The sequence below is a fragment of the Thermopolyspora flexuosa genome, assembly GCF_006716785.1.
Lineage (GTDB): Bacteria > Actinomycetota > Actinomycetes > Streptosporangiales > Streptosporangiaceae > Thermopolyspora > Thermopolyspora flexuosa.
Genome location: NZ_VFPQ01000001.1, coordinates 4,132,699 through 4,156,867, shown reverse-complemented (window position 1 = coordinate 4,156,867; position 24,169 = coordinate 4,132,699). Strand labels below are relative to the sequence as shown.

18 protein-coding genes and 1 pseudogene are annotated in these 24,169 nt (G+C 73.2%); 15 read left to right on the top strand and 4 right to left on the bottom strand.

Going from position 1 to position 24,169, the window contains the following annotated elements:
* Window positions 1–32: 32 nt before the first annotated feature.
* From FHX40_RS17645 to FHX40_RS17635, 3 genes are all read left to right on the top strand, one after another.
* Window positions 33–776, top strand: a complete 744-nt coding sequence (locus tag FHX40_RS17645) for a ComF family protein (RefSeq protein WP_229789007.1) — start codon at window positions 33–35, stop codon at window positions 774–776.
* 537 nt (window positions 777–1,313) lie between these two features.
* Window positions 1,314–2,021 (top strand): ribosome hibernation-promoting factor, HPF/YfiA family, encoded by a 708-nt coding sequence (gene hpf / locus FHX40_RS17640; RefSeq protein WP_142260648.1) that lies wholly within the window; start codon window positions 1,314–1,316, stop codon window positions 2,019–2,021.
* A gap of 119 nt (window positions 2,022–2,140) precedes the next feature.
* The gene (locus tag FHX40_RS17635) at window positions 2,141–2,845 is read left to right on the top strand and encodes a response regulator (protein WP_142260647.1); all 705 of its coding nucleotides are present in this window, start codon (window positions 2,141–2,143) and stop codon (window positions 2,843–2,845) included.
* Here the strand turns inward: FHX40_RS17635 and FHX40_RS17630 are convergent.
* Together FHX40_RS17630 and FHX40_RS17625 are read right to left on the bottom strand one after the other, a co-directional pair.
* Window positions 2,838–4,190, bottom strand: a complete 1,353-nt coding sequence (locus FHX40_RS17630) for a winged helix-turn-helix domain-containing protein (RefSeq protein WP_142260646.1) — start codon at window positions 4,188–4,190, stop codon at window positions 2,838–2,840. The two genes, FHX40_RS17635 and FHX40_RS17630, sit on opposite strands and share 8 nt — an antisense overlap.
* Before the next feature lie 123 nt (window positions 4,191–4,313).
* Window positions 4,314–4,676 (bottom strand): HGxxPAAW family protein, encoded by a 363-nt coding sequence (locus FHX40_RS17625; protein WP_189136248.1) that lies wholly within the window; start codon window positions 4,674–4,676, stop codon window positions 4,314–4,316.
* Window positions 4,677–4,974: 298 nt separating this feature from the next.
* Between FHX40_RS17625 and secA the strand changes: the two genes are divergently transcribed.
* Window positions 4,975–7,770: a preprotein translocase subunit SecA gene (gene secA / locus FHX40_RS17620; RefSeq protein ID WP_142260645.1), complete on the top strand. Its 2,796-nt coding sequence runs from the start codon at window positions 4,975–4,977 to the stop codon at window positions 7,768–7,770.
* An 84-nt stretch (window positions 7,771–7,854) separates the two neighbouring features.
* Here secA and FHX40_RS17615 read toward each other — a convergent pair whose 3' ends face one another.
* Both FHX40_RS17615 and FHX40_RS17610 read right to left on the bottom strand, forming a co-directional pair.
* Window positions 7,855–8,337 carry an Rv3235 family protein gene (locus tag FHX40_RS17615; RefSeq protein ID WP_142260644.1) on the bottom strand — a complete coding sequence of 161 codons (483 nt, stop codon included), beginning with the start codon at window positions 8,335–8,337 and terminating at the stop codon, window positions 7,855–7,857.
* 208 nt (window positions 8,338–8,545) lie between these two features.
* Window positions 8,546–9,322 carry a GntR family transcriptional regulator gene (locus FHX40_RS17610; protein WP_142260643.1) on the bottom strand — a complete coding sequence of 259 codons (777 nt, stop codon included), beginning with the start codon at window positions 9,320–9,322 and terminating at the stop codon, window positions 8,546–8,548.
* Between the two features lie 89 nt (window positions 9,323–9,411).
* On the opposite strand from FHX40_RS17610, the gene FHX40_RS17605 reads away from it, so the two are divergent.
* The 11 genes and pseudogenes from FHX40_RS17605 (at window position 9,412) to FHX40_RS17560 (ending at window position 24,153) form a co-directional block, all read left to right on the top strand.
* On the top strand, window positions 9,412–10,446 hold the full coding sequence (locus FHX40_RS17605) for an SIS domain-containing protein (RefSeq protein WP_142260642.1): 1,035 nt from the start codon (window positions 9,412–9,414) through the stop codon (window positions 10,444–10,446).
* 81 nt (window positions 10,447–10,527) lie between these two features.
* Window positions 10,528–10,785, top strand: a complete 258-nt coding sequence (locus tag FHX40_RS17600) for an HPr family phosphocarrier protein (RefSeq protein WP_142260641.1) — start codon at window positions 10,528–10,530, stop codon at window positions 10,783–10,785.
* A gap of 5 nt (window positions 10,786–10,790) precedes the next feature.
* Window positions 10,791–11,336 (top strand): annotated as a pseudogene (locus tag FHX40_RS26170) (phosphoenolpyruvate-utilizing N-terminal domain-containing protein); the annotation flags it as partial.
* Between the two features lie 53 nt (window positions 11,337–11,389).
* Window positions 11,390–12,469 carry a putative PEP-binding protein gene (locus FHX40_RS26165; RefSeq protein WP_306465715.1) on the top strand — a complete coding sequence of 360 codons (1,080 nt, stop codon included), beginning with the start codon at window positions 11,390–11,392 and terminating at the stop codon, window positions 12,467–12,469.
* 35 nt (window positions 12,470–12,504) lie between these two features.
* Window positions 12,505–13,863 carry a beta-N-acetylhexosaminidase gene (nagZ, locus tag FHX40_RS17590; protein ID WP_142260640.1) on the top strand — a complete coding sequence of 453 codons (1,359 nt, stop codon included), beginning with the start codon at window positions 12,505–12,507 and terminating at the stop codon, window positions 13,861–13,863.
* Window positions 13,864–13,902: 39 nt separating this feature from the next.
* Window positions 13,903–14,595, top strand: coding sequence for an HAD family hydrolase (locus FHX40_RS17585; protein ID WP_142260639.1), 693 nt, complete (start codon window positions 13,903–13,905; stop codon window positions 14,593–14,595).
* 6 nt (window positions 14,596–14,601) lie between these two features.
* A complete protein-coding gene (locus FHX40_RS17580) occupies window positions 14,602–15,108 on the top strand; it encodes a DUF6912 family protein (protein WP_142260638.1) in 507 nt (168 codons plus the stop codon).
* A 45-nt stretch (window positions 15,109–15,153) separates the two neighbouring features.
* Window positions 15,154–15,801: an HAD family hydrolase gene (locus FHX40_RS17575; RefSeq protein ID WP_142260637.1), complete on the top strand. Its 648-nt coding sequence runs from the start codon at window positions 15,154–15,156 to the stop codon at window positions 15,799–15,801.
* 178 nt (window positions 15,802–15,979) lie between these two features.
* Window positions 15,980–16,687, top strand: coding sequence for an HAD family hydrolase (locus FHX40_RS17570; RefSeq protein ID WP_229789005.1), 708 nt, complete (start codon window positions 15,980–15,982; stop codon window positions 16,685–16,687).
* Window positions 16,688–16,898: 211 nt separating this feature from the next.
* A complete protein-coding gene (locus FHX40_RS17565) occupies window positions 16,899–18,815 on the top strand; it encodes an acetoacetate--CoA ligase (RefSeq protein WP_142260635.1) in 1,917 nt (638 codons plus the stop codon).
* 364 nt (window positions 18,816–19,179) lie between these two features.
* Window positions 19,180–24,153 carry an NAD-glutamate dehydrogenase gene (locus tag FHX40_RS17560; protein WP_142260634.1) on the top strand — a complete coding sequence of 1,658 codons (4,974 nt, stop codon included), beginning with the start codon at window positions 19,180–19,182 and terminating at the stop codon, window positions 24,151–24,153.
* The last annotated feature ends 16 nt before the right edge of the window (window positions 24,154–24,169 follow it).

Below are 24,169 nucleotides of genomic sequence, written 5' to 3'. Positions count from 1 at the left end.
AAAGTGTCGGTGGGGCCGGGCATAGTGGACCCATGCGCACGGTGTCGCCCGGCGTCACGCGCGGGATCCTGCCCGGTCTCGCGCCCGGCCGCCTGCTCGGCCCGCTGCTCGATCTGCTGTTGCCGCAGCGCTGCGCGGGCTGCGGGGACACGGCGGGCCCGCTCTGCGTGGACTGTGCGGCCGGGCTGGCCGGGCGGCCGGGGCCGCACCGGCCGTGTCCGGCCCCGGCGGGCCTGCCCGAGTGCTGGACGGCCACGGCGTACGCGGGGGCGGCCCGGCGGCTGATCCTCGCCTACAAGGAGCGCGGCCGTACCGCCCTCGCGCCCGCGCTCGCCGCCTGCCTCGCCGCGGTCACGGCCGCGGCGGTGCCGTACCGGACGGGCCCGGTGGTGCTGGTGCCGGTGCCGAGCGCGCGGGCGGCGCGGCGGGCGCGCGGGCACGACCCGGTCGGCCGGCTCGCGGCGCTCACGGCCCGGCGGCTCGCCCGGCCGGACCGGCCCGTGGTCGTCGCGCCCGTGCTCGGGCAGCGGCGCCGGGTGGCCGACCAGGCGGGGCTGGACGCGGCGCGGCGGGCGGCGAACCTGCACCGCGCGTTCGCCGTCGTACGGCCGGTCCCGCCCGGGGCCTGCGTGCTCGTGGACGACGTGATCACCACCGGGGCGACGCTCGCCGAGGCCGCGCGGGCGCTCCGCGAGGCGGGCGTGCGGCCCTCGCTCGCGGTCACGATCGCCGCGACACGCCGAAGGAAAATCATCCGTGACGATCACTCGGCGTAAAGATCCGGGCAAAATCGGACCCTGTCCGCTTGGTCACACAACTCTCACCCCACCGGAACGCCGCCGCTGATCGCGCCGCTGAGATGCCGGTTTCCTGGGTGATTTGGCCTGCCGGATCGGACTTTTTCGGGCGGCCGGCCCCGCCGCGGATCTCACCGTGCGTGACCACGGCGCGAGACGCCCGGCTGACATTCCGCGCGCTACCGGCTAGCGTTCCAGCATGGCACCCGTTCGGGTCCGTGGTTGCGCCGGGCCTGCCGCACGGCAGGTCCGGCTAGCCGATGCCAGCCGCAGGCGAAACGGCCCACGTAAGGCGACTCTTCGTCGACCGATCACGGTGCGGCTTAGAGGTAAGTCCTGCCTTCCCGGGGGTCCGGATGTCCCCCGTACGAAGAGAAGGGTAGTAGTGGCGGGAGAAGAGCCGCGAACCCCTCAGCAGGCGGATGTGGGGACGAAGACCAGGTCGGCCGAACGGGTGCCATTTCCTGTCCGCACCTGTTGCACGCCAAAGTCGTCGGACGAAGGGGGGCTGCCCAGGTGGACATCATCGTCAAGGGTCGGCACACCGGTGTGAGCGATCGCTTCCGCGATCACGTGAAGAGCAAGCTCGCCAGGATCGAGCGCCTCGACAACCGGCTGATCCGCGTGTCGGTGGAGGTGTCCAAGGAGCGTAACCCGCGTCTTGCGGACCAGCGGGAGCGGGTCGAGCTGACCATCCACTCCCGCGGCCCGGCCATCCGCGCCGAGGCGTCGGCCGCCGATCGCTTCGCCGCCCTCGACCTCGCCCTTGACAAGCTGGAGAACCGGCTGCGCCGGATCGCCGACCGCCGCAAGGTGCACTACGGCAGCCAGTGCCCCCCCTCGGTTGCCGAGATCACGGCGGCGCTCGCCCGGCTCGACGAGTTGCGTGCCCAGGAAGGCGGCCAGGCCGCGCGGAGCACGGCCGAGGCCGAGGAGGAGACGTACGAGGACACCTACGCCGCGGAGCAGGAGGAGGCGCGGCGGCGGGAGGCCGGCGGCGAGGAGGAGCCGATCGTCCCGATCCCCATGGAGGGCGAGGGCCCGCTCGTCGTCCGTGAGAAGTATCACAAGGCCCAGCCGATGACCGTCGACCAGGCGTTGCTCGAGATGGAGCTGGTCGGACACGACTTCTACCTCTTCCGCGACAAGGAGAACGGCCTGCCCAGCGTCGTGTACCGGCGCCGCGGCTACCACTACGGCGTGCTGCGGCTGATCGAGGAGTAGGCCGGGGGTGGGGGCGCCCGCCCCCACCCGGAGGTGGCCCTTCCGACTGCTCCGACCGGGAGAAAGCCGTGTAATGATGGCGTTCCCTACGGCTTTGTGGCAGCCCTCTAGGAGGAGGCGTGACCCGACCCGACGAGGCGGCCCGCGCGGCCGACGGCGGCGAGCCGATCCGCGTGCTGATCGTTGACGATCACGCGCTGATCCGCCGCAGCCTCGAGCTCGCGCTGACCGCGGAGCCGGACATCGAAGTGGTCGGTGAGGCGAGCGACGGGGAGGAGGCGGTCGAGCTCGCCGGCCGCCTCATGCCCGATGTCGTGCTCATGGACGTGCGCATGCCCCGGCGCACCGGCATCGAGGCGACCCGCGGCATCAAGGAGGCCGTGCCGAGCGCGCGGATCATCATGCTCACGGTGAGCGACGAGGAGGAGGACCTCTTCGACGCCATCAAGGCGGGCGCGACGGGCTACCTGCTCAAGGACGTGCAGATCGACGAGGTGCCCGACGCGGTGCGCAGCGTGTACGAGGGGCAGTCGCTGATCAACCCCTCGATGGCGACCAAGCTCATCCAGGAGTTCGCGGCGATGAGCCGCAAGGAGGCCGAGCGTCCCCCGCAGGTGCCCGCCCCCCGGCTCACCGATCGCGAGATGGAGGTCCTGCGGCTCGTCGCGAAGGGCATGAACAACCGCGAGATCGCCAAGGAGCTGTTCATCTCCGAGAACACGGTGAAGAACCACGTCCGCAACATCCTGGAGAAGCTCCAGCTCCACTCCCGGATGGAGGCGGTGGTCTACGCGGTGCGCGAGCGCCTGCTGGAGATCACCTGACCGGCGCGTCCCGGGACTCCAGGGCCCGGCGCAGCGCGGCGTCGTGCTCCGCGGGGAGCACCCGCTCCACCCGCACGTCGTCGCAGCCGACCCAGGCCGCGGCCGCCCACAGTGCGTCGCGCACGGCCGCCACGTGCGCGGCGCGCACGCCGCCGATCGTGCCGTTGCCGGCGCCGTTCCCGCGGCCGTTGCCGCCGGACTCGAAGCCGACGTACCGCGCGACGAGCGTGCGGCCCTCCCGTGCCGGGTCCACCCGGGCGATCAGCCGGCCCTGGGCGAGCACCGGCATCACGTAGTAGCCGTGCACCCGCTTGTGCCGCGGGACGTACGCCTCAAGCCGGTGGGTGAAGCCGAACACCCGCTCGGTGCGGGCGCGGTCCCACACCAGCGAGTCGAACGGCGACAGCAGCGTGGTGCGGTGCCGCCCGCGCGGCTCGGTCGCGAGCGCGACGGGATCGGCGTACGCGTTCGCCCGCCCGGCGCCGCCGCGCGCCTGCGGCCAGCCCGCGACGCGGACCGGAACCAGGCCGCACGCCCCCTCGGCGAGCAGGCGGTCGAGGATCGCCGCGTGCCGCCCGTCGAGGCGGAGGAAGTCCACCAGGTCGGCCCGGGTGGCCACGCCGAGCGCCCGGCCCGCGATCGCGGCGAGGCGCGCCACGCACTCCTCGTCGTCCGGCTCGGCCCCGAGCAGCTCCGGCGGCACCGCGCGCTCGGCGAGGTCGTACACGCGCCGCCAGCCGACCCGGCGGGTGCACACCACCTCGCCGATGTCGAGCAGGTACTCGAGGGCGATCTTTACGTCCGACCAGTCCCACCACGCGCCGCCGTTCCTCGCCCCGCCGAGGTCGGTGGTGGTGACCGGCCCCTCGTCCCGCACCCGGGCGAGCACCTCGCCGAGGCCGGCCGGCACCTCGTGCCAGCGCTTGCGGCGCTCCCGGTAGGCGCGGCGCCGGAACGCCAGCAGCGGCCAGTGCTCGATCGGCAGCACGCACATCGCGTGGCACCAGTACTCGAAGGCGCGGGCGGGCTCGTGCCAGTAGGCCCGCTCCACCGCCTCGCGCCCGACCGGCCCGAGCCGGGCGTACGCCACGAGCTCGTGGGACCGGGCGAGCACCGAGATCGTGTCGAGCTGCACGGCGGCGAGCCGGCGCAGCATGGCGGGCACGCCGCCGCGCCGCCCGTCCGCGCCGAGCAGCCCCTGCGCCCGCAGGATGATCCGGCGTGCCTCGTCGGCCGACAGCTCGGTCTCCGGACGGCCGGAGGGCGGCGCGGCCGCCGGCTCCGGGGGGACGGGCCCGGGGGAGACGCCCGGGGAGGTGGGGGCGGGATACGCGCTCGTGGCCATGCCGGCGATGCTACCGCGCGCCACCGACAAAATCGCTATGCCGGTTACACGCCGTCCGGCGTACGGCAGGCAAAGGCGGGCGCACGGCCCCCGGGGCCGGCGCCCGAAGCCGAGGGCCGGTGCTCAGGCCTCGTGGCGGTGCTCGGCCGGGTGCTCGATCCGCCGCTCGGCCCGGTGGTGCTCGACGCGGAGCCGGTGGCGCTCGAACGGGGAGTGGTGCTCCTGGGCGGGCACGTCACGCCGGGAGTCGACGATCACGTCGGAGAAGATGTCGACGGCCATCGCGATCACGCCCCCGATGACCATGAGCCCGATCCCGACGCCGATCAGGATCCAGTTGGGGCCGAGGCAGAGCCCGACCCCGCCGACGGTGAAGCCGAGCATGATCACGATGACCGCGAGCCAGGAGCCGGGCCGGCCGGCGTGGCTTCCGCTGGCGACGAACGCGTGGCCCTCGTGCTCGTCGGGGCGTTCGGTCTGGGGCATGGCGCCTCCCTGCGTTCCCGCACGGCGTTGTGGCGGTTTCGGCGGTATAACCGTGTACGGCGACCTTGCGTGCCGTACGCGGAGATTCGCCCAAACAGCGGTGTGACGTACCTACCCGTTGATCGGTGCCGTATTCTCCGGCGGTGCGAGTACGGGAACTTCCCGGCCCTGACGCTCGTCGTTAACGGTGGCTGTGTCCGGTGGTGGAACGCCCTACGATGGGCTACCGGGGTAGTTCGACTGTCCTCACCAACCATCGCCTCCGGGCGTGGTAGACCTGCGAGGAGCTCTAAGAAAAGTGGCCATTCTCGACAAGATTCTCCGGGCCGGCGAAGGCAAGATTCTGCGTAAGCTCAAGCGCATCGCCGAGCAGGTCAACTCCATCGAGGACGACTTCAAGAGCCTCACCGACGCCGAGCTGCGCGCGCTGACCGACGAGTACAAGCAGCGCTACAAGGACGGCGAGTCGCTGGACGACCTGCTCCCCGAGGCGTTCGCGACCGTCCGCGAGGCCGCCCGCCGCGTGCTCGGCCAGCGGCACTTCGACGTCCAGATCATGGGTGGCGCCGCGCTCCACTTCGGCAACATCGCCGAGATGCGCACCGGTGAGGGCAAGACGCTCACCGCCACGCTGCCGGCGTACCTCAACGCGCTCACCGGCAAGGGCGTGCACATCGTCACGGTCAACGACTACCTCGCCAAGCGTGACGCCGAGACCATGGGCCGGGTGCACCGCTTCCTCGGCCTGAAGGTCGGCGTGATCCTCGCCCAGATGCCCCCGGAGGAGCGGCGCAAGGCCTACGAGGCCGACATCACCTACGGCACCAACAACGAGTTCGGCTTCGACTACCTCCGGGACAACATGGCCTGGAGCCTCGACGAGTGCGTGCAGCGTGGCCACTACTTCGCCATCGTCGACGAGGTCGACTCGATCCTCATCGACGAGGCCCGTACCCCGCTGATCATCTCCGGGCCGGGCGAGCAGTCCGCCAAGTGGTACCAGGAGTTCGCCAAGATCGTCCCGCGGCTGCGCCGGGGCGAGGAGGGCAAGAACGGCGAGGAGCCCACCGGCGACTACGTGGTCGACGAGAAGAAGCGCACGGTCGCCATCCTGGAGTCCGGCGTCGCCAAGGTCGAGGACTGGCTCGGCATCGACAACCTCTACAAGCCCGAGCACACCCACCTGGTCGGCTTCCTCAACAACGCGCTGAAGGCCAAGGAGCTCTACAAGCGGGACCGGGACTACATCGTCGCGAACGGCGAGGTCCTCATCGTCGACGAGTTCACCGGCCGCATCCTGCACGGCCGCCGCTACAACGAGGGCATGCACCAGGCGATCGAGGCGAAGGAAGGCGTCAAGATCAAGGACGAGAACCAGACCCTCGCCACGATCACCCTGCAGAACTACTTCCGCCTCTACGAGAAGCTCGCGGGCATGACCGGTACCGCGGCGACCGAGGCGAACGAGTTCCACCAGACCTACAAGCTCGGCGTGGTGCCGATCCCCACGAACAAGCCGATGATCCGTAAGGATCACCCGGACGTGGTCTACAAGACCGAGGACGCCAAGTTCCAGGCGGTCGTCGAGGACATCGTCCAGCGGTACGAGAAGGGACAGCCGGTCCTGGTCGGCACCACCTCGGTGGAGAAGTCCGAGAAGCTGTCGAAGATGCTCAAGCGGCGGGGCATCCCGCACGAGGTGCTCAACGCGAAGAACCACGCGCGGGAGGCCGCGATCGTCGCCGAGGCGGGCCGCAAGCACGCGGTGACCGTCGCCACCAACATGGCCGGTCGCGGTACCGACATCATGCTCGGCGGCAACCCCGAGTTCCGCGCCGCCCGGGAGCTGGAGAAGCGCGGCCTGTCGCCCACCGAGACGCCGGAGGAGTACGAGAAGGCCTGGCCCGAGGCGCTCGAGAAGGCCAAGGAGGAGGTCAAGGCCGAGCACGAGGAGGTCGTCCGGCTCGGCGGCCTGTACGTGCTCGGCACGGAGCGGCACGAGTCCCGCCGGATCGACAACCAGCTGCGCGGCCGGTCCGGCCGGCAGGGCGACCCCGGCGAGTCGCGGTTCTACCTGTCCCTCGAGGACGACCTGATGCGGCTGTTCAACTCCGCGCGGGTCGAGATGATCATGAACCGCCTCAACATCCCGGACGACGTGCCGATCGAGTCCGGCATCGTCACCAAGGCGATCGCGTCCGCCCAGCACCAGGTCGAGCAGCAGCACTTCGAGGCACGGAAGAACGTGCTCAAGTACGACGAGGTGCTGAACCAGCAGCGCAAGGTGATCTACGCCGAGCGCCGCAAGGTGCTCGAGGGCGCCGACCTGCGCGAGCAGGTGCGCGGGTTCATCCGCGACGTGATCAGCGGGTACGTGCGGTCCGCCACCGCCGAGGGCTACGCCGAGGAGTGGGACCTCGACACCCTGTGGAAGGCGTTCAAGCAGCTCTACCCGGTCTCGGTGACCGCCGACGAGCTCATCGAGGAGGCCGGCGGCCGCGAGAGGCTCACCGCGGACGTGATCGAGGAGCGCATCATCGCCGACGCCCTCGCCGCCTACGACGTGCGGGAGGAGGAGCTCGGCGCGGAGACCATGCGCGAGCTGGAGCGCCGGGTCATCCTGCAGGTGCTCGACCGCAAGTGGCGTGAGCACCTGTACGAGATGGACTACCTCCAGGAGGGCATCGCGCTCCGGGCCTACGCGCAGCGGGACCCGCTCGTCGAGTACCAGCGCGAGGGCTACGACATGTTCGTGGCGATGCTCGACGCGATCAAGGAGGACTCGGTCGGCTACCTGTTCAACCTCGAGATCGAGGTCCAGCCGAACCCGATCGTCGAGGAGGCGGGCGAGGAGGACGCCGCGGTCGCCGAGGCGAGCGAGATCATCGCCAGGGCGCTGCGCCGCCCGGAGCGCCCGGCCGAGATGATCTACACGGCGCCGGGCGAGACCGGCGACGTCGAGCAGGTCCGGGTCCGCACCACGCCCGAGGAGCGCGCCGCCTACGGCAACGTCGAGCGCAACGCGCCCTGCCCCTGCGGGTCGGGCAAGAAGTTCAAGCGTTGCCACGGCGACCCCAAGAACACCAAGGCCTGACGCGACAGACGGCCCGAGAGAACGGTGACCGGCCCCGCGCGGGGGCCGGTCACCGTCGTCGTGTGCGGCCTTTTCGGATGCGGCTCAGGCCGTCTCCCACTCGGTGCACAGCCACTGCACGCCGCGCCGCTCCAGCCGGAGCGCGAGCCCGTGGGTGCGCTCGCCGCAGTGCACCGGCAGGCACATCTCGATCACGCCCTCCCGGGGCGTGCTCACGTGCGGGCGCCCCGCCCGCGGCGGGCGGCGGGCGCGGAGCATGCGCCCGGCGCGCACCAGCTCGGCGTAGGCGCGCTCGGTGAACCGGTCCGCGACCGTCGCGGCGGGCCGCATGCCCGCGAGCACCTCGGCCACCGCCTGGCCGAGGGCGCGCAGCCGCCGCGGCCCCGGGTACGGCCCGGCGGGGCGCTCGGCGGCCGGGGCCGGCCGGGGCGCGGCGGGCCGGGGACGGGGCGCGAGGGCGAGCGCCCCGTCGACCACCGGCGCGGCGACCTCGTCGTCGTACGGCGGGTCGATGCGGGGCGTGCGGACCAGGCGGGGCAGGGCGACGGGACGGGGAGGTCGGGTCATCGCAACTCCGTGATCGTCCGGCGGGTGCTGCTTCGGGACGCCCTACAGAGGCCGCGTACGGCCCGGCTGATACGGCCCGGGCGGACTGTCGCCGTACCGTTACCCGCTGGTAACCTCCGCGTGCGCCGCCGGGCGGGACGCCCGCGATCGCGGCGGAGGAACGGCCCCGCCGGGGATACGGGCCGCCGGTGCGCCGCCGGGCGGACCCCTACTCGGCGGCCTGGAGCACGCCGCGGCCCTGGGCGGAGCGGTGGCGGGCGGGGGACACGATCGCGGCGCGCAGCTGGTACCGGTCCGCGCGGTAGGTGGACACCCCGATCTCGGCGCACACGCCCCCGGCGAACGAGCGGTGCTGGAGGATGAGCACGGCCCCGCCGCGGGGCAGCCGCAGCAGGTCGGCGTCGCCCGGGTCGGCGATGCCCGCGTCGATGGTGAGCTCCCCGGCGTCGAAGACGATCCCGTAGACCGACTCGAGCAGCGCGTACAGCGACCGGTCGGTGAGGTCGTGCGCGGCGAGGTCGGGGGCGAGCGCGACGGGGATGTGCACCCGCTCGATGCACAGCGGCTCGCCGTCGGCCGTGCGCAGCCGCTCCAGGTAGTGCACCTCGTCGCCGGGCCGCAGGCCGAGCCGCCGGGCGAGGTGCGGGCTCGCCCGGACCACCCGGCGGTCCAGGTCACGCGCGCCGGGCTCCATGCCCCGGGCCCGCATGTCCTCGGTGAACGACCGCAGCTGCAGCGTCATCTCGATCTTCGGCCGGGCCACGAAGGTGCCCTTGCCCGGCACCCGGTGCAGCCGTCCCTCGGAGACCAGGTGGTCGACCGCCTGCCGTACCGTCATCCGGGACAGCCCGTAGCACGCGGACAGCTCCCGCTCGGAGGGGATCGCGGAGCCGATCGGCAGCTCGTTGCGCTCGATCAGGTCGAGGAGGATCTCCCGGAGCTGGAAGTACTTCGGGACCGGGCTGCCGGGATCGATCTGCGCCATGCCTCCCCCTTTCCGTGGCTCCCTGTATGGTACGTACTGGTCTAGGCCGGACTGGACCGGCACCGGCCGACGCGACGATGGGGGCCACGATGACGAGCATGATGCGGCGCGAGATCGCCGAGCAGCCGGAGGCCTTGCGCGCCACGCTGCGCGCCCTGCTGCCGCGGCGGGACGAGGTACGGGCGCTGGGCGGCTCCGCCCGGCAGGTGCTGTTCATCGCGCGGGGGACCTCGGACAACGCGGCCGTGTACGGGCGCTACCTGCTGGAGGCGTACGCCGGACGGCCGGCCGCGCTCGCCGCGCCCTCGGTGGCGACCGTGTACCGGCGGCGCATGGACCTCGACGGCGTGCTCGCGGTCGCGCTGTCGCAGTCCGGCCGTACCGAGGAGATCGTCGAGACCCTCGCCTGGGCGAAGGACTGCGGCGCCCGCACCGTGGCGATCACCAACGGCGGGCCGGAGAGCCCGCTGGCGCAGGCGGCCGACCTCGCGCTGTGCACCGAGGCGGGCGAGGAGAAGGCGGTGCCCGCGACCAAGACCTACACCACCCAGCTCGCCGCGCTCGCCGTGCTCGCCCTCGCGCTCGGCGCCGAGGTCGACGCCGCCGACCTGGAGCGGGCGCCGGACGCGGTGGCCGCGCTGCTCGACGACCCCGGCGACCTCGACGCGGTGGTCGACGGGCTCGCCGGCGTGGCCGGGGCGGTGGTGTCCGGCCGCGGCATGGCGTTCTCCACCGCGCTGGAGCTCGCGCTCAAGCTCAAGGAGGCCTGCTACCTGCACGCCATGGGCCTGTCGTACGCGGACCTGCTGCACGGGCCGATCGCCGTGGTGGACTCGGGCACCCCGGCGATCCTCGTGGCGGCCGGGTCCGGCCCCACCCTGCCGGGCACGGTGGCGCTCGCCGAGCGGGTCCGCTCGGCCGGGGCGGCCGCGTACGGCGTGGGCGGGGACGAGGCCCTCGCCGCGGCGTGCACCGCCCGGCTCAACGGCCCGGACCTGCCCGAGTGGGTGGCGCCGATCGGGCTGATCGTGCCCGGCCAGCTCGTCACCGAGGCGCTCGCCCGCCGGCTCGGCATCGACCCGGACTCACCCCGGGGGCTGCGGAAGGTCACCCAGACCGATTAGCCACACTCCGGCCCGGAAAGCCCCGAGGACCCGGCGGAAGATGCGAGGATGGGTCCGGCGGACCGGGGAAGGATGGGGACGATGCCGGAACGGAAGGTCACGGTCGAGTCGGTGATCGGGTTGCACGCGCGCCCGGCGGCGACCTTCGCGCAGACCGCGGCCGCGGCGCCGTTCGAGGTGACCGTCGCCAAGCAGGGCGGTGAGCCGGTGAACGCCAAGAGCATCCTGTCCATCCTCGCCCTCGACGTGCGCCGGGGAGACACCATCGTCATCCGCGCCGAGGGGGAGGGCGCCGAGGAGCTCCTCGACCGCCTCGCCGCGATCGCCGCCGCCTCGTAGCAGCGATGCGGCTGACGGGGAACGGGGTGAGCCCCGGCGTCGGCTACGGGCCGGTACGCCGGCTGGTACGGCGCGCCCCGATCCCGCCCCCGGACGCGCGGCACGGCGGCGACGCGGACGCCGAGTTCGCGCGGGCCGAGGCCGTGCTCGAGCGGGTCGGGGCCGAGCTGCAGGCGCTCGGCCGCGCCGCGGGCGGCGTCGCCCAGGACATCCTCGCCGCCCAGGCGATGATGGCCCGCGACCCGAGCCTGCGCGCGGCGGTCCGGGAACTGATCGACGGGGGCGCCGCGGCGGCCCGCGCGATCTACGACTCGTTCGCCGTGTTCCACGACGCCCTGGTTCGCGCCGGCGGCCGCCTCGCCGAGCGCGCCGGGGACATCGACGACGTGCGCGACCGCGCCCTCGTGCTGCTCGACGCCGGCGCCACCCCGGGCCCCGGCGTGCTCTCGCCGCTCGCCACCGGCGACGCCACGCCGTACGTGCTCGTCGCCCGGGACCTCGCCCCCTCGGACATGGCCGTGCTGACGCCCGGGTCGGTGGCCGCGCTGCTGCTGGAGGAGGGCGGGCCCACCAGCCACACGGTGATCCTCGCCCGGGCGATGGGGTGCCCGCGGTGGTCGGCTGCGCGGGCGCGATGCGGGTGCCGGAGGGCACCGTGGTGCTCGTCGACGGCGACACCGGGCAGGTGCGGGTGGCCCCGACCCCCGCGGAGCTGGCCCGGACCGCCCGCCGGGCGACGTACGGCCCGGCCACGCACCGGCCGGGGCGGACCGCGGACGGGCGGCCGGTCGCGCTGCTGGCGAACATCGGGTCGCTGCGCGACCTGCCCGCGGCCGTGGGGTGCGGCGCCGAGGGGGTGGGCCTGCTGCGCACCGAGTTCCTCTACCTCGGCCGCCGGGCCCGGCCCCGGGTGTCCGAGCAGCGCGAGGCCTACCGGGCGGTGCTCGACGCGTTCCCCGAGGGCCAGGTCGTGGTGCGCACCCTCGACGCCGGGGCGGACAAGCCGCTCGCGTTCCTGCCGCCCGCCGGGCACGAGCCGAACCCGGCGCTCGGCATGCGCGGCGTGCGCGCCTACACCGCGCACCCGGAGATCCTCACCGAGCAGCTCACCGCGATCGCCGAGGCCGCCGCGGGCACCACGGCACGGCTCGGGGTGATGGCCCCGATGGTCACCACGGTCGAGGAGGCGGAGCGGTTCGTGCGCGCCTGCCACGACGCGGGCCTGCCCACCGCCGGGGTGATGATCGAGGTACCCGCGGCGGCGCTGCGCGCCCGCGACCTCGCCGAGGTGGCCGACTTCTTCTCGATCGGCACCAACGACCTGGTGCAGTTCACCTTCGCCGCCGACCGGGAGGTCGGCTCGCTCCACTCGATCGAGGACCCGTGGCACCCGGCGCTGCTCGACCTCGTCGCGCTCGTCGCCGAGGCCGCGGCCCGGGCGGGCCGGCAGTGCTGCGTGTGCGGCGAGGCCGCGGCCGACCCCGCGCTCGCCTGCGTGTTCGTCGGCCTCGGCGTCACCGCGCTGTCGATGGCGCCCGCCGCGCTCGGCGCGGTGCGCCGCGCGCTCGCCGGGCACACCCTCGACCGGTGCCGGGCGGCCGCGGCGGCGGCCCGCGCCGCCACCACGGCGAAGGCGGCCCGCACGGCGGCCCGGGCGTTGCTGCCCGCGCTCGGCGATGCGTGACCCGGATCGATCCACCCGTCGCTAGCGTTGGGGGCATGTTGCGAGGCACCAGGTTCGCGGTACTTCTCACCACGGTGTCCCTGCTCGGCGGGCCGCTGGCCGGCGGCTGCGGCGGCTCGGCCGCGCCCGGCTCGGCGGCGTCCGGTACGGCGGCGCCGGGCACGGCGAGCCCGCGCGCGGCGGAGACCGGCCCGTCGGCCGCGCCGACGCCGAGCCCGGCGAGCCCCGCCGCGACCCCCGCCGCCTCCCCCGAGCCGTCGCGCGCCGACCGGCTCGCCCGGATGACCGTGGAGGAGAAGGTCGGGCAGCTGTTCATGCCCGTGCTGTACGGCTCGCGCGCCGACACCCCGCACCAGGAGAACGTGGCGCGGTTCGGCGTGCGCACCCCCGCCGAGGCGATCCGCAGGTACCACCTCGGCGGCGTGATCCTCTTCCCGTGGGCGGGCAACGTGTCCAGCGTGAGCCAGGTGGTCGCGCTCACCAACGGCCTGCAGCGCGCCGCGGGCGACATCCCGCTGCTCATCGGCGTCGACCAGGAGAACGGCCGGGTGTCCCGGCTCGACCCGCTCGTCACCAAGCTGCCCGAGGCCAAGGTGATCGGCGCCACCGGCAACACCCGGTGGGCGCGCGAGGCCGCCCGGGTCACCGGCACCGAGCTGCGCGCGCTCGGCATCAACCTCGACTTCGCCCCGGTGGCGGACGTGAACGTCAACCCGAGGAACCCGGTGATCGGGCCCCGGGCGTACGGGTCGGACCCGAAGAAGGTGGCGCGGATGGTCGGCGCCGCGATCGACGGCTTCCACGCCGCGGGCGTGGCCGCGACCGCCAAGCACTTCCCCGGGCACGGCGACACCACCGTGGACAGCCACACCGGGCTGCCGGTGATCCACCACACCAAGGCGCAGTGGGAGAAACTCGACGCCCCGCCGTTCCGCACCGCGATCGCGCACGGCGTGGACGCGATCATGTCCGCGCACGTGGTGATGCCGAAGCTCGACAGGTCCGGCGACCCGGCGACGCTGTCCAAGCCGATCCTCACCGGACTGCTGCGCAAGCGGCTCGGCTTCACCGGCGTGGTGATCACCGACTCGCTGCAGATGGCGGGGGCGCGCCAGAGGTACGGCGACGGCGAGGTGGCGGTGCGCGCGATCCTCGCGGGCGCCGACATCCTGCTCATGCCGCCGGACTTCCCCCGCGCCTACAACGCGGTGCTCGAAGCGGTGAGGTCCGGCCGGATCAGCGCCAAGCGCCTCGACGAGTCGGTCGCCCGGGTGCTCGCGCTCAAGGAGCGGCGCGGCCTGTTCACCGCGAAGCCGGCCGACCCGGACGCCGCGAAGAGGATCGTGAAGTCCCGGGAGCACCTGCGGATCGCCAAGTCCATCCCGCGGTCCTAGGCTGGGTAAAGTCCGCTTCAGGGTGCCGTGGAGGGATTTGTGTTCAAAGGCGTGCTGATCGACTGGGGCGGGGTGCTCACCCAGCCGCTCCCGGACGCGATCCAGGAGTGGCTCGCCGCCGACCGCATCGACGTGCCGCACTACTACAACGTGATGGCCGAGATGGTCGGCCAGGCGTACGCCGTCGACGGCCACCCCGATGGCCAGGGAGACGGTCAGGACGCCGAGGCCACCCGGGAGAACCTCATCCACGCCCTGGAACGCGGCGAGGTCGAGGTCGCCGAGTTCGAGCGCGCCCTCGCCGAGCGGCTGCGCACCCTCGACGGCCGGAAGCCGTCCGCCGACGGCATGATCTCCCGGATGTTCGCCGCGTTCCGTCCGGTCGAGCCGATGTACGACATGCTCCGCGCGGTCCGCGCCGCCGGACTGCGGACCTGCCTGGTGTCGAACTCCTGGGGCACGGACTACCCGCGCGAGGGATGGGACGAGCTGTTCGACGGGGTGGTGATCTCCGGCGAGGTCGGCATGCGCAAGCCCGAGCCGCGCATCTTCCGGCACGCGCTTGGGGTGATCGGCCTGGAGGCGCACGAGTGCGTGTTCATCGACGACATCAAGGCGAACGTCGAGGCGGCCAAGGGCCTCGGCATCGCCGGCATCCACCACGTCGACCCCGGCACGACCCTCGCCGAGCTGGAGAGAATGCTCCGCATCCCGTTCCCTCCGGTAAGTTGAGGTGACATGCGCGTCTACCTGCCGTGCACGCTCCCCGCGCTCGCCCGCGTCGCGGCCGAGGGGGAGCTGGGCCCGGCCCCGCTGACCGGATACGCGGTGACGCCCGCGCTCATCGAGTGGTACGTGTCCGGGGACACCGAGGAGCTGGAGTACGTCGCCCTCACCGAGGCGGCCCGGGCGTCGCTGCGGATGATCCTGGCCGAGCGGCGCGACGGCGCCGAGGTCGCGGGCCGGCGCGTCGTCATCGCCGCCGAGGTGCCCGACAGGTACGTCAAGACCGGCACCGACCTGGAGGAGCGGGCCCGGGTACGGGTCGAGACGCCCGTGCCGCTGCGCCGGATGGCCTCGGTGCACGTCGACGACACCGAGGCGATCCCCGACGTGGACGCGGCGATCGCCGCCCTGCCCGCGGCCGACGAGGGCGACGACGACGCTCGGTTCGTCGTGGACGGCGCCGAGGCGCACGAGCTGATGTGGTACGCCACGCAGGAGATCCCGGACCTGCTGCGGTGACGCGGCCGCCCGTTTCCACGGCCGCCGCCGTACCCTGGGTGGGTTATGGGACGTAAACACATCGTCTGGGATTGGAACGGAACGCTCTTCCACGACATCCACGCGGTGGTCGACGCCACGAACCAGGTGTTCCGGCCGTACGGGCTCGACCCGCTCGACGCGGACGGCTTCCGCGCGGTGTACACCCGCCCGATCTGGGTGGCGTACGAGCGGCTGCTCGGCCGCCCGCTGCGGGAGGGGGAGTGGGAGGAGCTCGACCGGACCTTCCACGAGCACTACCACCGCCTCATGGACGGCTGCGGCCTCACCGACGGGGCCCTCGACGTGCTCGAGGGCTGGGCGGACTCCGGCCGCTCGCAGTCGCTGCTGTCGATGTGGATGCACGACCGGCTCACCGCGAAGGCGGGCGAGCTCGGCATCGACCACCACTTCGTGCGCATCGACGGCCTGCGCGGCGGCACCCCCGGCGGCCACAAGGCCGAGCACATGGCGGCGCACGTCGCGGCGATCGGCGTGGACCCGCGGCACGTGGTGGTGATCGGGGACAGCGTGGACGACGCGCACGCGGCCCGGCACGTCGGGGCCCAGGCGATCCTCTACACCGGCGGCATGACCCGCCGCGCCGACCTGGAGGCGAGCGGCTTCCCCGTCGTCGACTCGCTCACCGAGGCGATCGCGCTCGCCGACGGCTGAGCCCGCCGTACCCCGGCCGTATCCCCCGCGAACCCCCGTCCCTCTCCCGCCGTGACGACCACGGCACCCACCGTCGGCGCCGGACGGCATACTGATCGCCGGACGAAACCGTCGTACCGCTCACCGCGCCCGCCGGGCGCGGGACCCTCGCGACCGGGAGGCCCCCATCAACCGTCTCGTGCTGTGGAACGTCGACCACACCCTGGTCGACGTCACGATCGTGCTGCGGGACGCCTACGCGGCGGCGTTCCGCGAGGTGACCGGGCGTCCGCTGGTGAGACTCGCGCCCGCGCGGGGCAGGCCCGACTCCGAGGTGATCTTCGAGACGCTCGCCCTCAACGGCGTCGTCGCCGAGGACGACCATCTGCCCGCGTTCACCGAGGCGCTCGCCAGGGCGTTCGCCGACCGGCGGGACCGGATCGCCGAGCAGGGCCGGGCGATGCCCGGGGCGCGGGAGGCGCTCGCCGCGGTGGCCCGGCTGGAGGGCACCGTGCAGTCGGTGCTCACCGGGACGATCCGGAGCAACGCGGTGCTCATGCTCGGCGCGTTCGGCCTGGACGAGCACATCGACGTCGAGGTCGGCGGGTACGGCGAGGAGGTCTACCCCAAGGCCACGCTCATCCAGGTCGCCCGGCGCCGCGCCGAGGCCCGGTACGGCGTGCCGTTCCCGGCCTCCGCCACCGTGCTCGTCGGCGACTCCACCCGGGACGTGCAGGCCGCCCGGTTCGGCGGCGTCGCCATGATCGCGGTGGCCTCGGGCGGGTCGACCGCCGCCGAGCTCGCCGAGGCGGGCGCCGACGTCGTGCTCGACGACCTGTGCGACACCGAGTGGCTGGTCGCCGCGGTCACCCGGCTCACCAGCCCGGCCGGCCACGTGGCGGGCTGACCCGCCGCCATGCCCCGCGAGGCCGCACCGGGGCCCGCGGCGGCATGAAAGTCATCGACCGTCGCGATCGACGCCGTCAATACCCCCAGCGCGCGGCGGCCTCGCGGCCCGGCGGACCCGGGCGGCGGCGCACGCGGACGGTGGAGTGCCGCCGCGTCCACGCGGTACGGTCCAAGCGGAACAGGACGGGACGCGAGGACGAGGTCGCGACATGGTGGAGGAAGGCACGCTGCTGTGGGAGCCCACGCCGGACGTGGTGCGGGAGGCGAAGGTCACCCGCTTCATGGAGTGGCTGGGCCGGGCCGGACAGGACTACCACGAGCTGTGGCGCTGGTCGGTGGACGAGCCCGCCGAGTTCTGGACCGCGGTGTGGGACTTCTTCCAGGTGGTCGGCGAGCGCGGTGACGGGCCGGTGCTCAGCGGCGCCATGCCCGGCGCCCGCTGGTTCGCGGGCACGACGATCAACTACACGGCGAACGCGCTCCGGCCCCGCGACCCCGGCCACGTCGCGGTGATCTTCCGCGACGAGTCGGGCGAGCGCCGTACCCTCACCTACGGCGAGCTGCGCGAGGAGGTCGCCCGGGTCCGCGCCGGCCTGGTACGGCTCGGCGTCGGCAGGGGCGACCGGGTCGCCGCGTACGTGCCGAACATCCCCGAGGCGCTGATCGCCTTCCTCGCCACGGCGAGCCTCGGCGCGATCTGGTCGTCCTGCTCGCCGGACTTCGGCGCGCCGAGCGTGATCGACCGGTTCGGCCAGATCGAGCCGAAGGTGCTCCTCGCGGTCGACGGCTACCGGTACAACGGCAAGGTCTTCGACCGGGTCGAGGTGGCGAGGAAGATCGCCGCGAGCCTGCCCGGGCTGCGCACCACCGTGTGGATCCCCCGCCTCGGCACCGCGCCGGAGAGCACGGGGACCGATGCGATCCGCTGGGCCGAGCTGCGCGCCGAGCCCGGCGAGCTCGCGTTCGAGCCGGTGCCGTTCGACCACCCGCTGTGGGTCGTCTACTCCTCGGGCACCACCGGCCTGCCCAAGCCGATCGTGCACGGCCACGGCGGCATCGTGCTCGAGCACCTCAAGGCGCTCAGCTTCCACCAGGACCTCGGGCCGGAGGACGTGTTCTTCTGGTACACGACCACCGGCTGGATGATGTGGAACTACCTCATCGGAGGCCTGCTCGTCGGGTGCACCGTGCTGCTCTACGACGGCGCCGCCTCGCCCGTGGACTCGCTGTGGCGGATCGCCGCCGAGGAGGGCGTCACGTACTTCGGGGTCGGCGCGCCGTATCTGCTCGCCTCGATGAAGGCCGGGCTCAAGCCGGAGGGCCTGGAGCGGCTGCGCGGCGTCGGCTCCACCGGCTCGCCGCTGCCGCCCGAGGGCTTCCAGTGGGTCTACGACAACGTCGGCCGGCACATCCAGCTCGGCTCGTTCTCCGGCGGCACCGACGTGTGCACCGGGTTCGTCGGCGCGGTGCCGCTGCTGCCGATCCGGGCCGGGGTGATCCCGTGCCGCGCGCTCGGCGCGAAGGTCGAGGCGTTCGACCCCGAGGGCCGGCCGATCGTCGGCGAGGTGGGCGAGCTCGTGCTCACCGTGCCGATGCCGTCGATGCCGGTGATGTTCTGGAACGACCCGGACGGCGCCCGGTACCGGGAGAGCTACTTCGCCGAATACCTGGGGGTGTGGCGGCACGGCGACTGGGTCAAGTTCCGGCCGGACGGCGGCTGCGTGATCTACGGCCGGTCCGACTCCACGCTCAACCGCGGCGGGGTGCGCATGGGCACCAGCGAGTTCTACCGCGTGGTGGAGCGGTTCGACGAGATCGCCGACAGCCTGGTGATCGACACCGGGCGGCTCGGCCAGGAGGGGCGGCTGCTGCTCTTCGTCGCCCTCGCCGAGGGCGCCGAGCTCACCCCGGAGCTCGTCGACCGGATCAGGGCGGCGCTGCGCACCGAGCTGTCGCCCCGGCACGTGCCCGACGAGATCCGCGTGGTGCCCGGCATCCCGCGCACGCTCAGCGGCAAGAAGCTCGAGGTGCCGGTGCGCAAGATCCTGCTCGGCACCCCGCCGGAGCAGGCCGCGAACCGCGACGCGCTCGCCAATCCGGAGGTGCTCGACCACTTCCGACCCTGACGCCGGACGCGGGCACGACCGCGTTGCGTATTTGTTACCGGCCGGGGCGTCACATTGACGTACCTCCCCTTATCGGGTGATATCAGGGAGTGGTCTGCCGCTCGGTCAAGGGCGACCGGGCGGACGTACGGGCGGCAACGTGCCGCTGGAGGTGCCGGTGTGATGGAAGACGGGACGCCGGGCAAGGACGCCCGGCATCCGGGACACCGGCGACCGTGACGAACCGGCCGACGCGACGGGCCGCGTGACGCACCGCGAAACGGGCCACGAGCCGGAGGAACACCACAGCCCTGTCCGGGCAGAGGGTGCGTCGGCCGTCGCACATCACCATCGATCTGGGAACTCACAAAGGAGTGAGACCGACATGCCGCTTGACGAGGCGAAGGAGAAACTGCTCGCCGCCGCGGCCGACCTGTTCGCGCAGGCCGGCACGGCGGACGGGCAGGCGGGGGAGGCCCGCGGCGCGGGCCGCGCCACGGGGGAACCGTTAAGCGGAGCGGACTTCGCCCACGTGGCCGAGGGCCTCGACCGGGACGCCGCCCACGACCTGCTCACCCGGTTCTACCGGCACGTCGCACCCGAGGACCTCATCGACCGCGACCCCGCCGAGGTCTGCGGGCCCGCCCTCGCCCACCTCCACCTCGCGGCGAACCGGCCTCAGGGGCGCGCGCTGGTGCGCGCCTACACGCCCACCCGCGCGGCCGACGGGTGGGACCCGGGCCGCTCGGTGGTCAAGGTGGTCACCGACGACATGCCGTTCCTCGTCGACTCGGTGACGATGGAGCTCGACCGCCACGGGCTCCGCGTGCACCTGCTCGTCCACCCGCAGCTCGAGGTCCGGCGCGACCTGACCGGGCGGCTGCTCGGCCCCCACGAGGACGGCCGCACCGGGCTGGAGCTCACCGAGTCGTGGATCCACATCGAGCTCGACCACCGGTACGGCCCGGCCGTACTGGAGCGGCTCGAGGCCGACCTGCGCCGGGTGCTCGAGGACGTGCGCTGCGCGGTCGAGGACCACCAGAAGATGCGCGCGCTCGCCATCCGGACCGCGGAGGAGCTGGAGGCGAGCCCGCCGCCGCTGCCGGAGTCCGAGGTGCGGGACACCAAGGAGCTGCTGCGGTGGCTCGCCGACGACCACTTCACCTTCCTCGGCTACCGCGAGTACCGGCTGGAGCGGGGCGAGGACGGCGACGCGCTCACCGCGCTCACCGGCACCGGCCTCGGCATCCTGCGCGCCGACCGCCCCGGCTCGGAGAGCTTCGCCGCGATGCCCGCCGAGCTGCGTGCCAAGGTGCGCGAGAAGCGCCTGCTCGTCATCACCAAGGCGAACAGCCGGGCCACCGTGCACCGCCCGGCGTACCTCGACTACATCGGCATCAAGCTGTTCGACCCCTCCGGCGAGGTGGTCGGCGAGCGCCGCTTCCTCGGCCTGCTCACCCACGTCGCCTACAACGAGTCGATCTCCCGCATCCCGCTGCTGCGCACCAAGCTCGACGAGGTCCTCCGCCTGGCCGGCATCCCGTTCGCCAGCCACGACGGCCAGGACATCGTGGAGATCCTGGAGACCTACCCGCGCACCGAGCTGTTCCAGCTCTCCGCCGAGGAGCTGCTGCCGATCGCGCTCGGCGTGCTGCGGCTGCGCGAGCGCAAGCAGGTGCGGCTGTTCGTGCGCCGCGACGACTACGGCCGGTACGTCTCCTGCCTCGTCTACCTGCCGCGCGACCGGTTCTCCACCAAGGTCCGGCTGCGCGTCCAGCGGCTGCTGCTCGACGCGTTCGGCGGCGGCTCGCTCGAGTACAGCACGATGATCGGCGAGTCCCCGCTCGCCCGGCTCCACCTGGTCATCCGCGGCGAGGGCGGCGCGCCGCTCGAGGTCGGCGACATCGACGTGGAGGAGCTGGAGCGCAGGGTCGCCGCGGTCGCCCGCTCCTGGGAGGACGACCTCGCCACCGTCATCGGCGAGCGGTGGCCGCACCGGGACGCGGCCGAGCTCGTCCAGCGGTACGGCACGGCCTTCCCCGAGGCGTACAAGGCGGACTTCGCCCCGGACGTCGCCGTCGCCGACCTGCGCGTGCTCGAGCACCTCGCCGCGTCCGGCGAGGAGATCGCCACCGAGCTGTACGAGCCGGCCGACGACTCCGCGGGCGAGCTGCGGCTCAAGGTGTTCCGCAACGGCGCGCCGGTCTCGCTGTCGAAGGTGCTGCCGCTGCTCGAGCGCATGGGCGTCGAGGTGGTCGACGAGCGGCCGTACCAGGTGAGCTGCGACGGCGAGCACCCGCGCAGCTTCTGGATCTACGACTTCGGCCTGCGCTGCCGCCGCCCCGGCGACGTCGAGCCCGCGCGCTTCAAGCGGCTGTTCACCGATACGTTCACCGCGCTGTGGCACGGCCGGATCGAGAACGACGGGTTCAACGCCCTGGTCACCGCGGCCGGGCTCACCTGGGAGCAGGCCGAGGTGCTGCGGGCGTACGCCAAGTACCTGCGGCAGGCGTCCGGCACGTTCAGCCAGGACTACATCGAGCGGGTGCTGCTCGGCAACGTGCGCGTCGCCCGGCTGCTGGTCCGGCTGTTCGAGGCCCGGTTCGACCCGCGGCACGACGAGGCCCGCCAGGAGCTGTGCGACGCGCTCACCGAGGAGATCCTCGGCGCGCTCGACCAGGTGGACTCGCTCGACGCCGACCGCATCCTGCGCGCCTACCTGGAGATGATCCAGGCCACGCTGCGCACGAACGTCTACCAGACCGTGCCCGGGCCGGACGGTGAGCGGCGGCGCAAGCCGTACGTGGCGCTGAAGTTCAACCCCGAGGCGATCAGCGTGCTGCCGCTGCCCCGGCCGAAGTTCGAGATCTTCGTGTACTCGCCGCGGGTGGAGGGCGTGCACCTGCGGTTCGGCAAGGTGGCCCGCGGCGGGCTGCGCTGGTCGGACCGCCGGGAGGACTTCCGCACCGAGATCCTCGGCCTGGTCAAGGCGCAGATGGTGAAGAACACCGTGATCGTGCCGACCGGGTCGAAGGGCGGGTTCGTGGTGAAGCGCCCGCCGGAGGGCGGCCGCGACGAGCTGCTCGCCGAGGGCGTGGCCTGCTACCGGTGGTTCATCTCCGGCCTGCTCGACCTCACCGACAACCTGGTGGACAACCGGGTGGTGCCGCCGCCGGACACGGTGCGGCACGACGGCGACGACACCTACCTCGTGGTCGCCGCGGACAAGGGCACGGCCACGTTCTCCGACATCGCCAACGAGGTCGCCGCCGAGTACGGGTACTGGCTCGGCGACGCGTTCGCCTCCGGCGGCTCGGTCGGCTACGACCACAAGGCGATGGGCATCACCGCCCGCGGCGCCTGGGAGTCGGTGAAGTACCACTTCCGCAGCCTCGGCCACGACGTGCAGACCACCGACTTCACCGTGGTCGGCATCGGCGACATGTCCGGCGACGTGTTCGGCAACGGCATGCTGCGGTCGCGGCACATCCGGCTCATCGCCGCGTTCGACCACCGGCACATCTTCGTCGACCCGAACCCGGACGCGGCCACGAGCTACGCCGAGCGGGAGCGGCTGTTCAAGCTGCCCCGGTCGTCGTGGGCCGACTACGACCCCAAGCTGATCTCCACCGGCGGCGGGGTGTGGCCGCGCACCGCCAAGTCGATCACGATCACCCCGCAGATGCGGACCGCGCTCGGCCTGGCCGACGACGTGACCGCGCTGCCGCCGAACGAGCTGATCAAGGCGATCCTGCGCGCCCCGGTCGACCTGCTGTGGAACGGCGGCATCGGCACGTACGTCAAGGCGTCCACGGAGAGCCACGCCGACGTGGGCGACAAGGCGAACGACCCGCTGCGGGTGGACGCCTGCGAGCTGCGCTGCCGGGTGATCGGCGAGGGCGGCAACCTCGGCCTCACCCAGCTCGCCCGCATCGAGTTCGCCCGGAACGGCGGGCTGGTGAACACCGACTTCATCGACAACTCGGCCGGGGTCGACACCTCCGACCACGAGGTGAACATCAAGATCCTGCTCGACCGGGCGGTACGGCAGGGCCGGCTGTCCGAGGACGAGCGGGACCGGCTGTTCCTCGGCATGACCGACGAGGTCGCCGAGCTGGTGCTGCGCGACAACAAGGCGCAGAACACGGTGCTCGCCGCGGCCCGCGCCCAGGCCCCCGCGATGCTCCACGTGCACACCCGCTACCTGCGCAAGCTGGAGCGGGACGGGTGGCTCGACCGGGAGCTGGAGTTCCTGCCCTCGGAGAAGGCGCTCGCCGACCGCCGCCAGCACAAGCTCGGGCTCACCGGGCCGGAGTTCGCCGTGCTGCTGGCGTACACCAAGCTGACCGTGGACGGTGCGCTGCTCGCCTCGGACCTGCCCGACGACCCCTACCTGGAGTCGTGGCTGGTCTCGTACTTCCCGTCGGCGCTGCGCGAGCGGTTCCGGGACGAGATGCGCGAGCACCCGCTGCGCCGCGAGATCATCAGCACCTGCGTCACCAACGACCTGGTCAACCACAGCGGGACCACGTTCGCCTTCCGGCTCGGCGAGGAGACCGGGGCCTCGGCGCCGGACATCGCCCGGGCCTACCTGGTGGCGCGCGAGGTGTTCGACATGCCGTCCTTCTGGGCGGCGGTGGAGCGGCTCGACGGCAAGGTCGACACCGCGACCCAGATCGCGATGCTGCTCGAGGGCCGCAAGCTCGTCGAGCGCGGCACCCGCTGGCTGCTCGGCAACCGGCGGCCGCCGCTCAACATCGCCGCGACCGTGGCGCACTTCGGCGCCGGGGCGCGCGACCTGCTGCCGCACCTGCCGGACCTGCTCGCCGGGCCCGACCTCGCCGCCTACCGGGAGCGGTACGAGTCGTTCACCGGCCGCGGGGTGCCGGAGGAGCTCGCCGGCCGGGTGGCCGCGATGGTGCCGGCGTACTCCACCTTCGACCTGGTGGAGATCGCCGACTCCACCGGGCGGCCGGTGCACGAGGTCGCCGAGGTCTACTTCGACCTCGCCGACCGGCTCCAGCTCGCCCGGCTGCGCGAGCGGGTGATCGCGCTGCCGCGGGACAGCCGGTGGAACTCGATGGCCCGGGCGGCGCTCCGCGACGACCTGTACGCCGCGCACGCCGCGCTCACCCGGCACGTGCTCGCGCACGGCCCGCGGCCCGGTGAGGGCGGGCTGACGCCGGAGGAGCGGCTCGCCCGGTGGACCGAGGCGAACGCCTCGGCCGTGGCCCGGGCGCGGCAGACGCTGTCGGAGATCTGGGAGAGCGAGACCTTCGACCTCGCCACGCTCTCGGTGGCGCTGCGCGCGATCCGCACCCTGGTCGCGGCGAGCGGCCTGCCCGCCGCCGACCGGTGAGCCTCACCCCCGGGGC

Excerpts from the sequence above, each read along its gene's own strand:
- FHX40_RS17645 (WP_229789007.1), top strand. The coding sequence starts at position 33 with ATGCGCACGGTGTCGCCCGGCGTCACGCGCGGGATCCTGCCCGGTCTC.
- FHX40_RS17630 (WP_142260646.1), bottom strand. The coding sequence starts at position 4,190 with ATGGCCACGAGCGCGTATCCCGCCCCCACCTCCCCGGGCGTCTCCCCC.
- FHX40_RS17625 (WP_189136248.1), bottom strand. The coding sequence starts at position 4,676 with ATGCCCCAGACCGAACGCCCCGACGAGCACGAGGGCCACGCGTTCGTC.
- FHX40_RS17615 (WP_142260644.1), bottom strand. The coding sequence starts at position 8,337 with ATGACCCGACCTCCCCGTCCCGTCGCCCTGCCCCGCCTGGTCCGCACG.
- FHX40_RS17610 (WP_142260643.1), bottom strand. The coding sequence starts at position 9,322 with ATGGCGCAGATCGATCCCGGCAGCCCGGTCCCGAAGTACTTCCAGCTC.
- FHX40_RS17605 (WP_142260642.1), top strand. The coding sequence starts at position 9,412 with ATGACGAGCATGATGCGGCGCGAGATCGCCGAGCAGCCGGAGGCCTTG.
- FHX40_RS17600 (WP_142260641.1), top strand. The coding sequence starts at position 10,528 with ATGCCGGAACGGAAGGTCACGGTCGAGTCGGTGATCGGGTTGCACGCG.
- nagZ (WP_142260640.1), top strand. The coding sequence starts at position 12,505 with ATGTTGCGAGGCACCAGGTTCGCGGTACTTCTCACCACGGTGTCCCTG.
- FHX40_RS17580 (WP_142260638.1), top strand. The coding sequence starts at position 14,602 with ATGCGCGTCTACCTGCCGTGCACGCTCCCCGCGCTCGCCCGCGTCGCG.
- FHX40_RS17575 (WP_142260637.1), top strand. The coding sequence starts at position 15,154 with ATGGGACGTAAACACATCGTCTGGGATTGGAACGGAACGCTCTTCCAC.
- FHX40_RS17565 (WP_142260635.1), top strand. The coding sequence starts at position 16,899 with ATGGTGGAGGAAGGCACGCTGCTGTGGGAGCCCACGCCGGACGTGGTG.
- FHX40_RS17560 (WP_142260634.1), top strand. The coding sequence starts at position 19,180 with ATGCCGCTTGACGAGGCGAAGGAGAAACTGCTCGCCGCCGCGGCCGAC.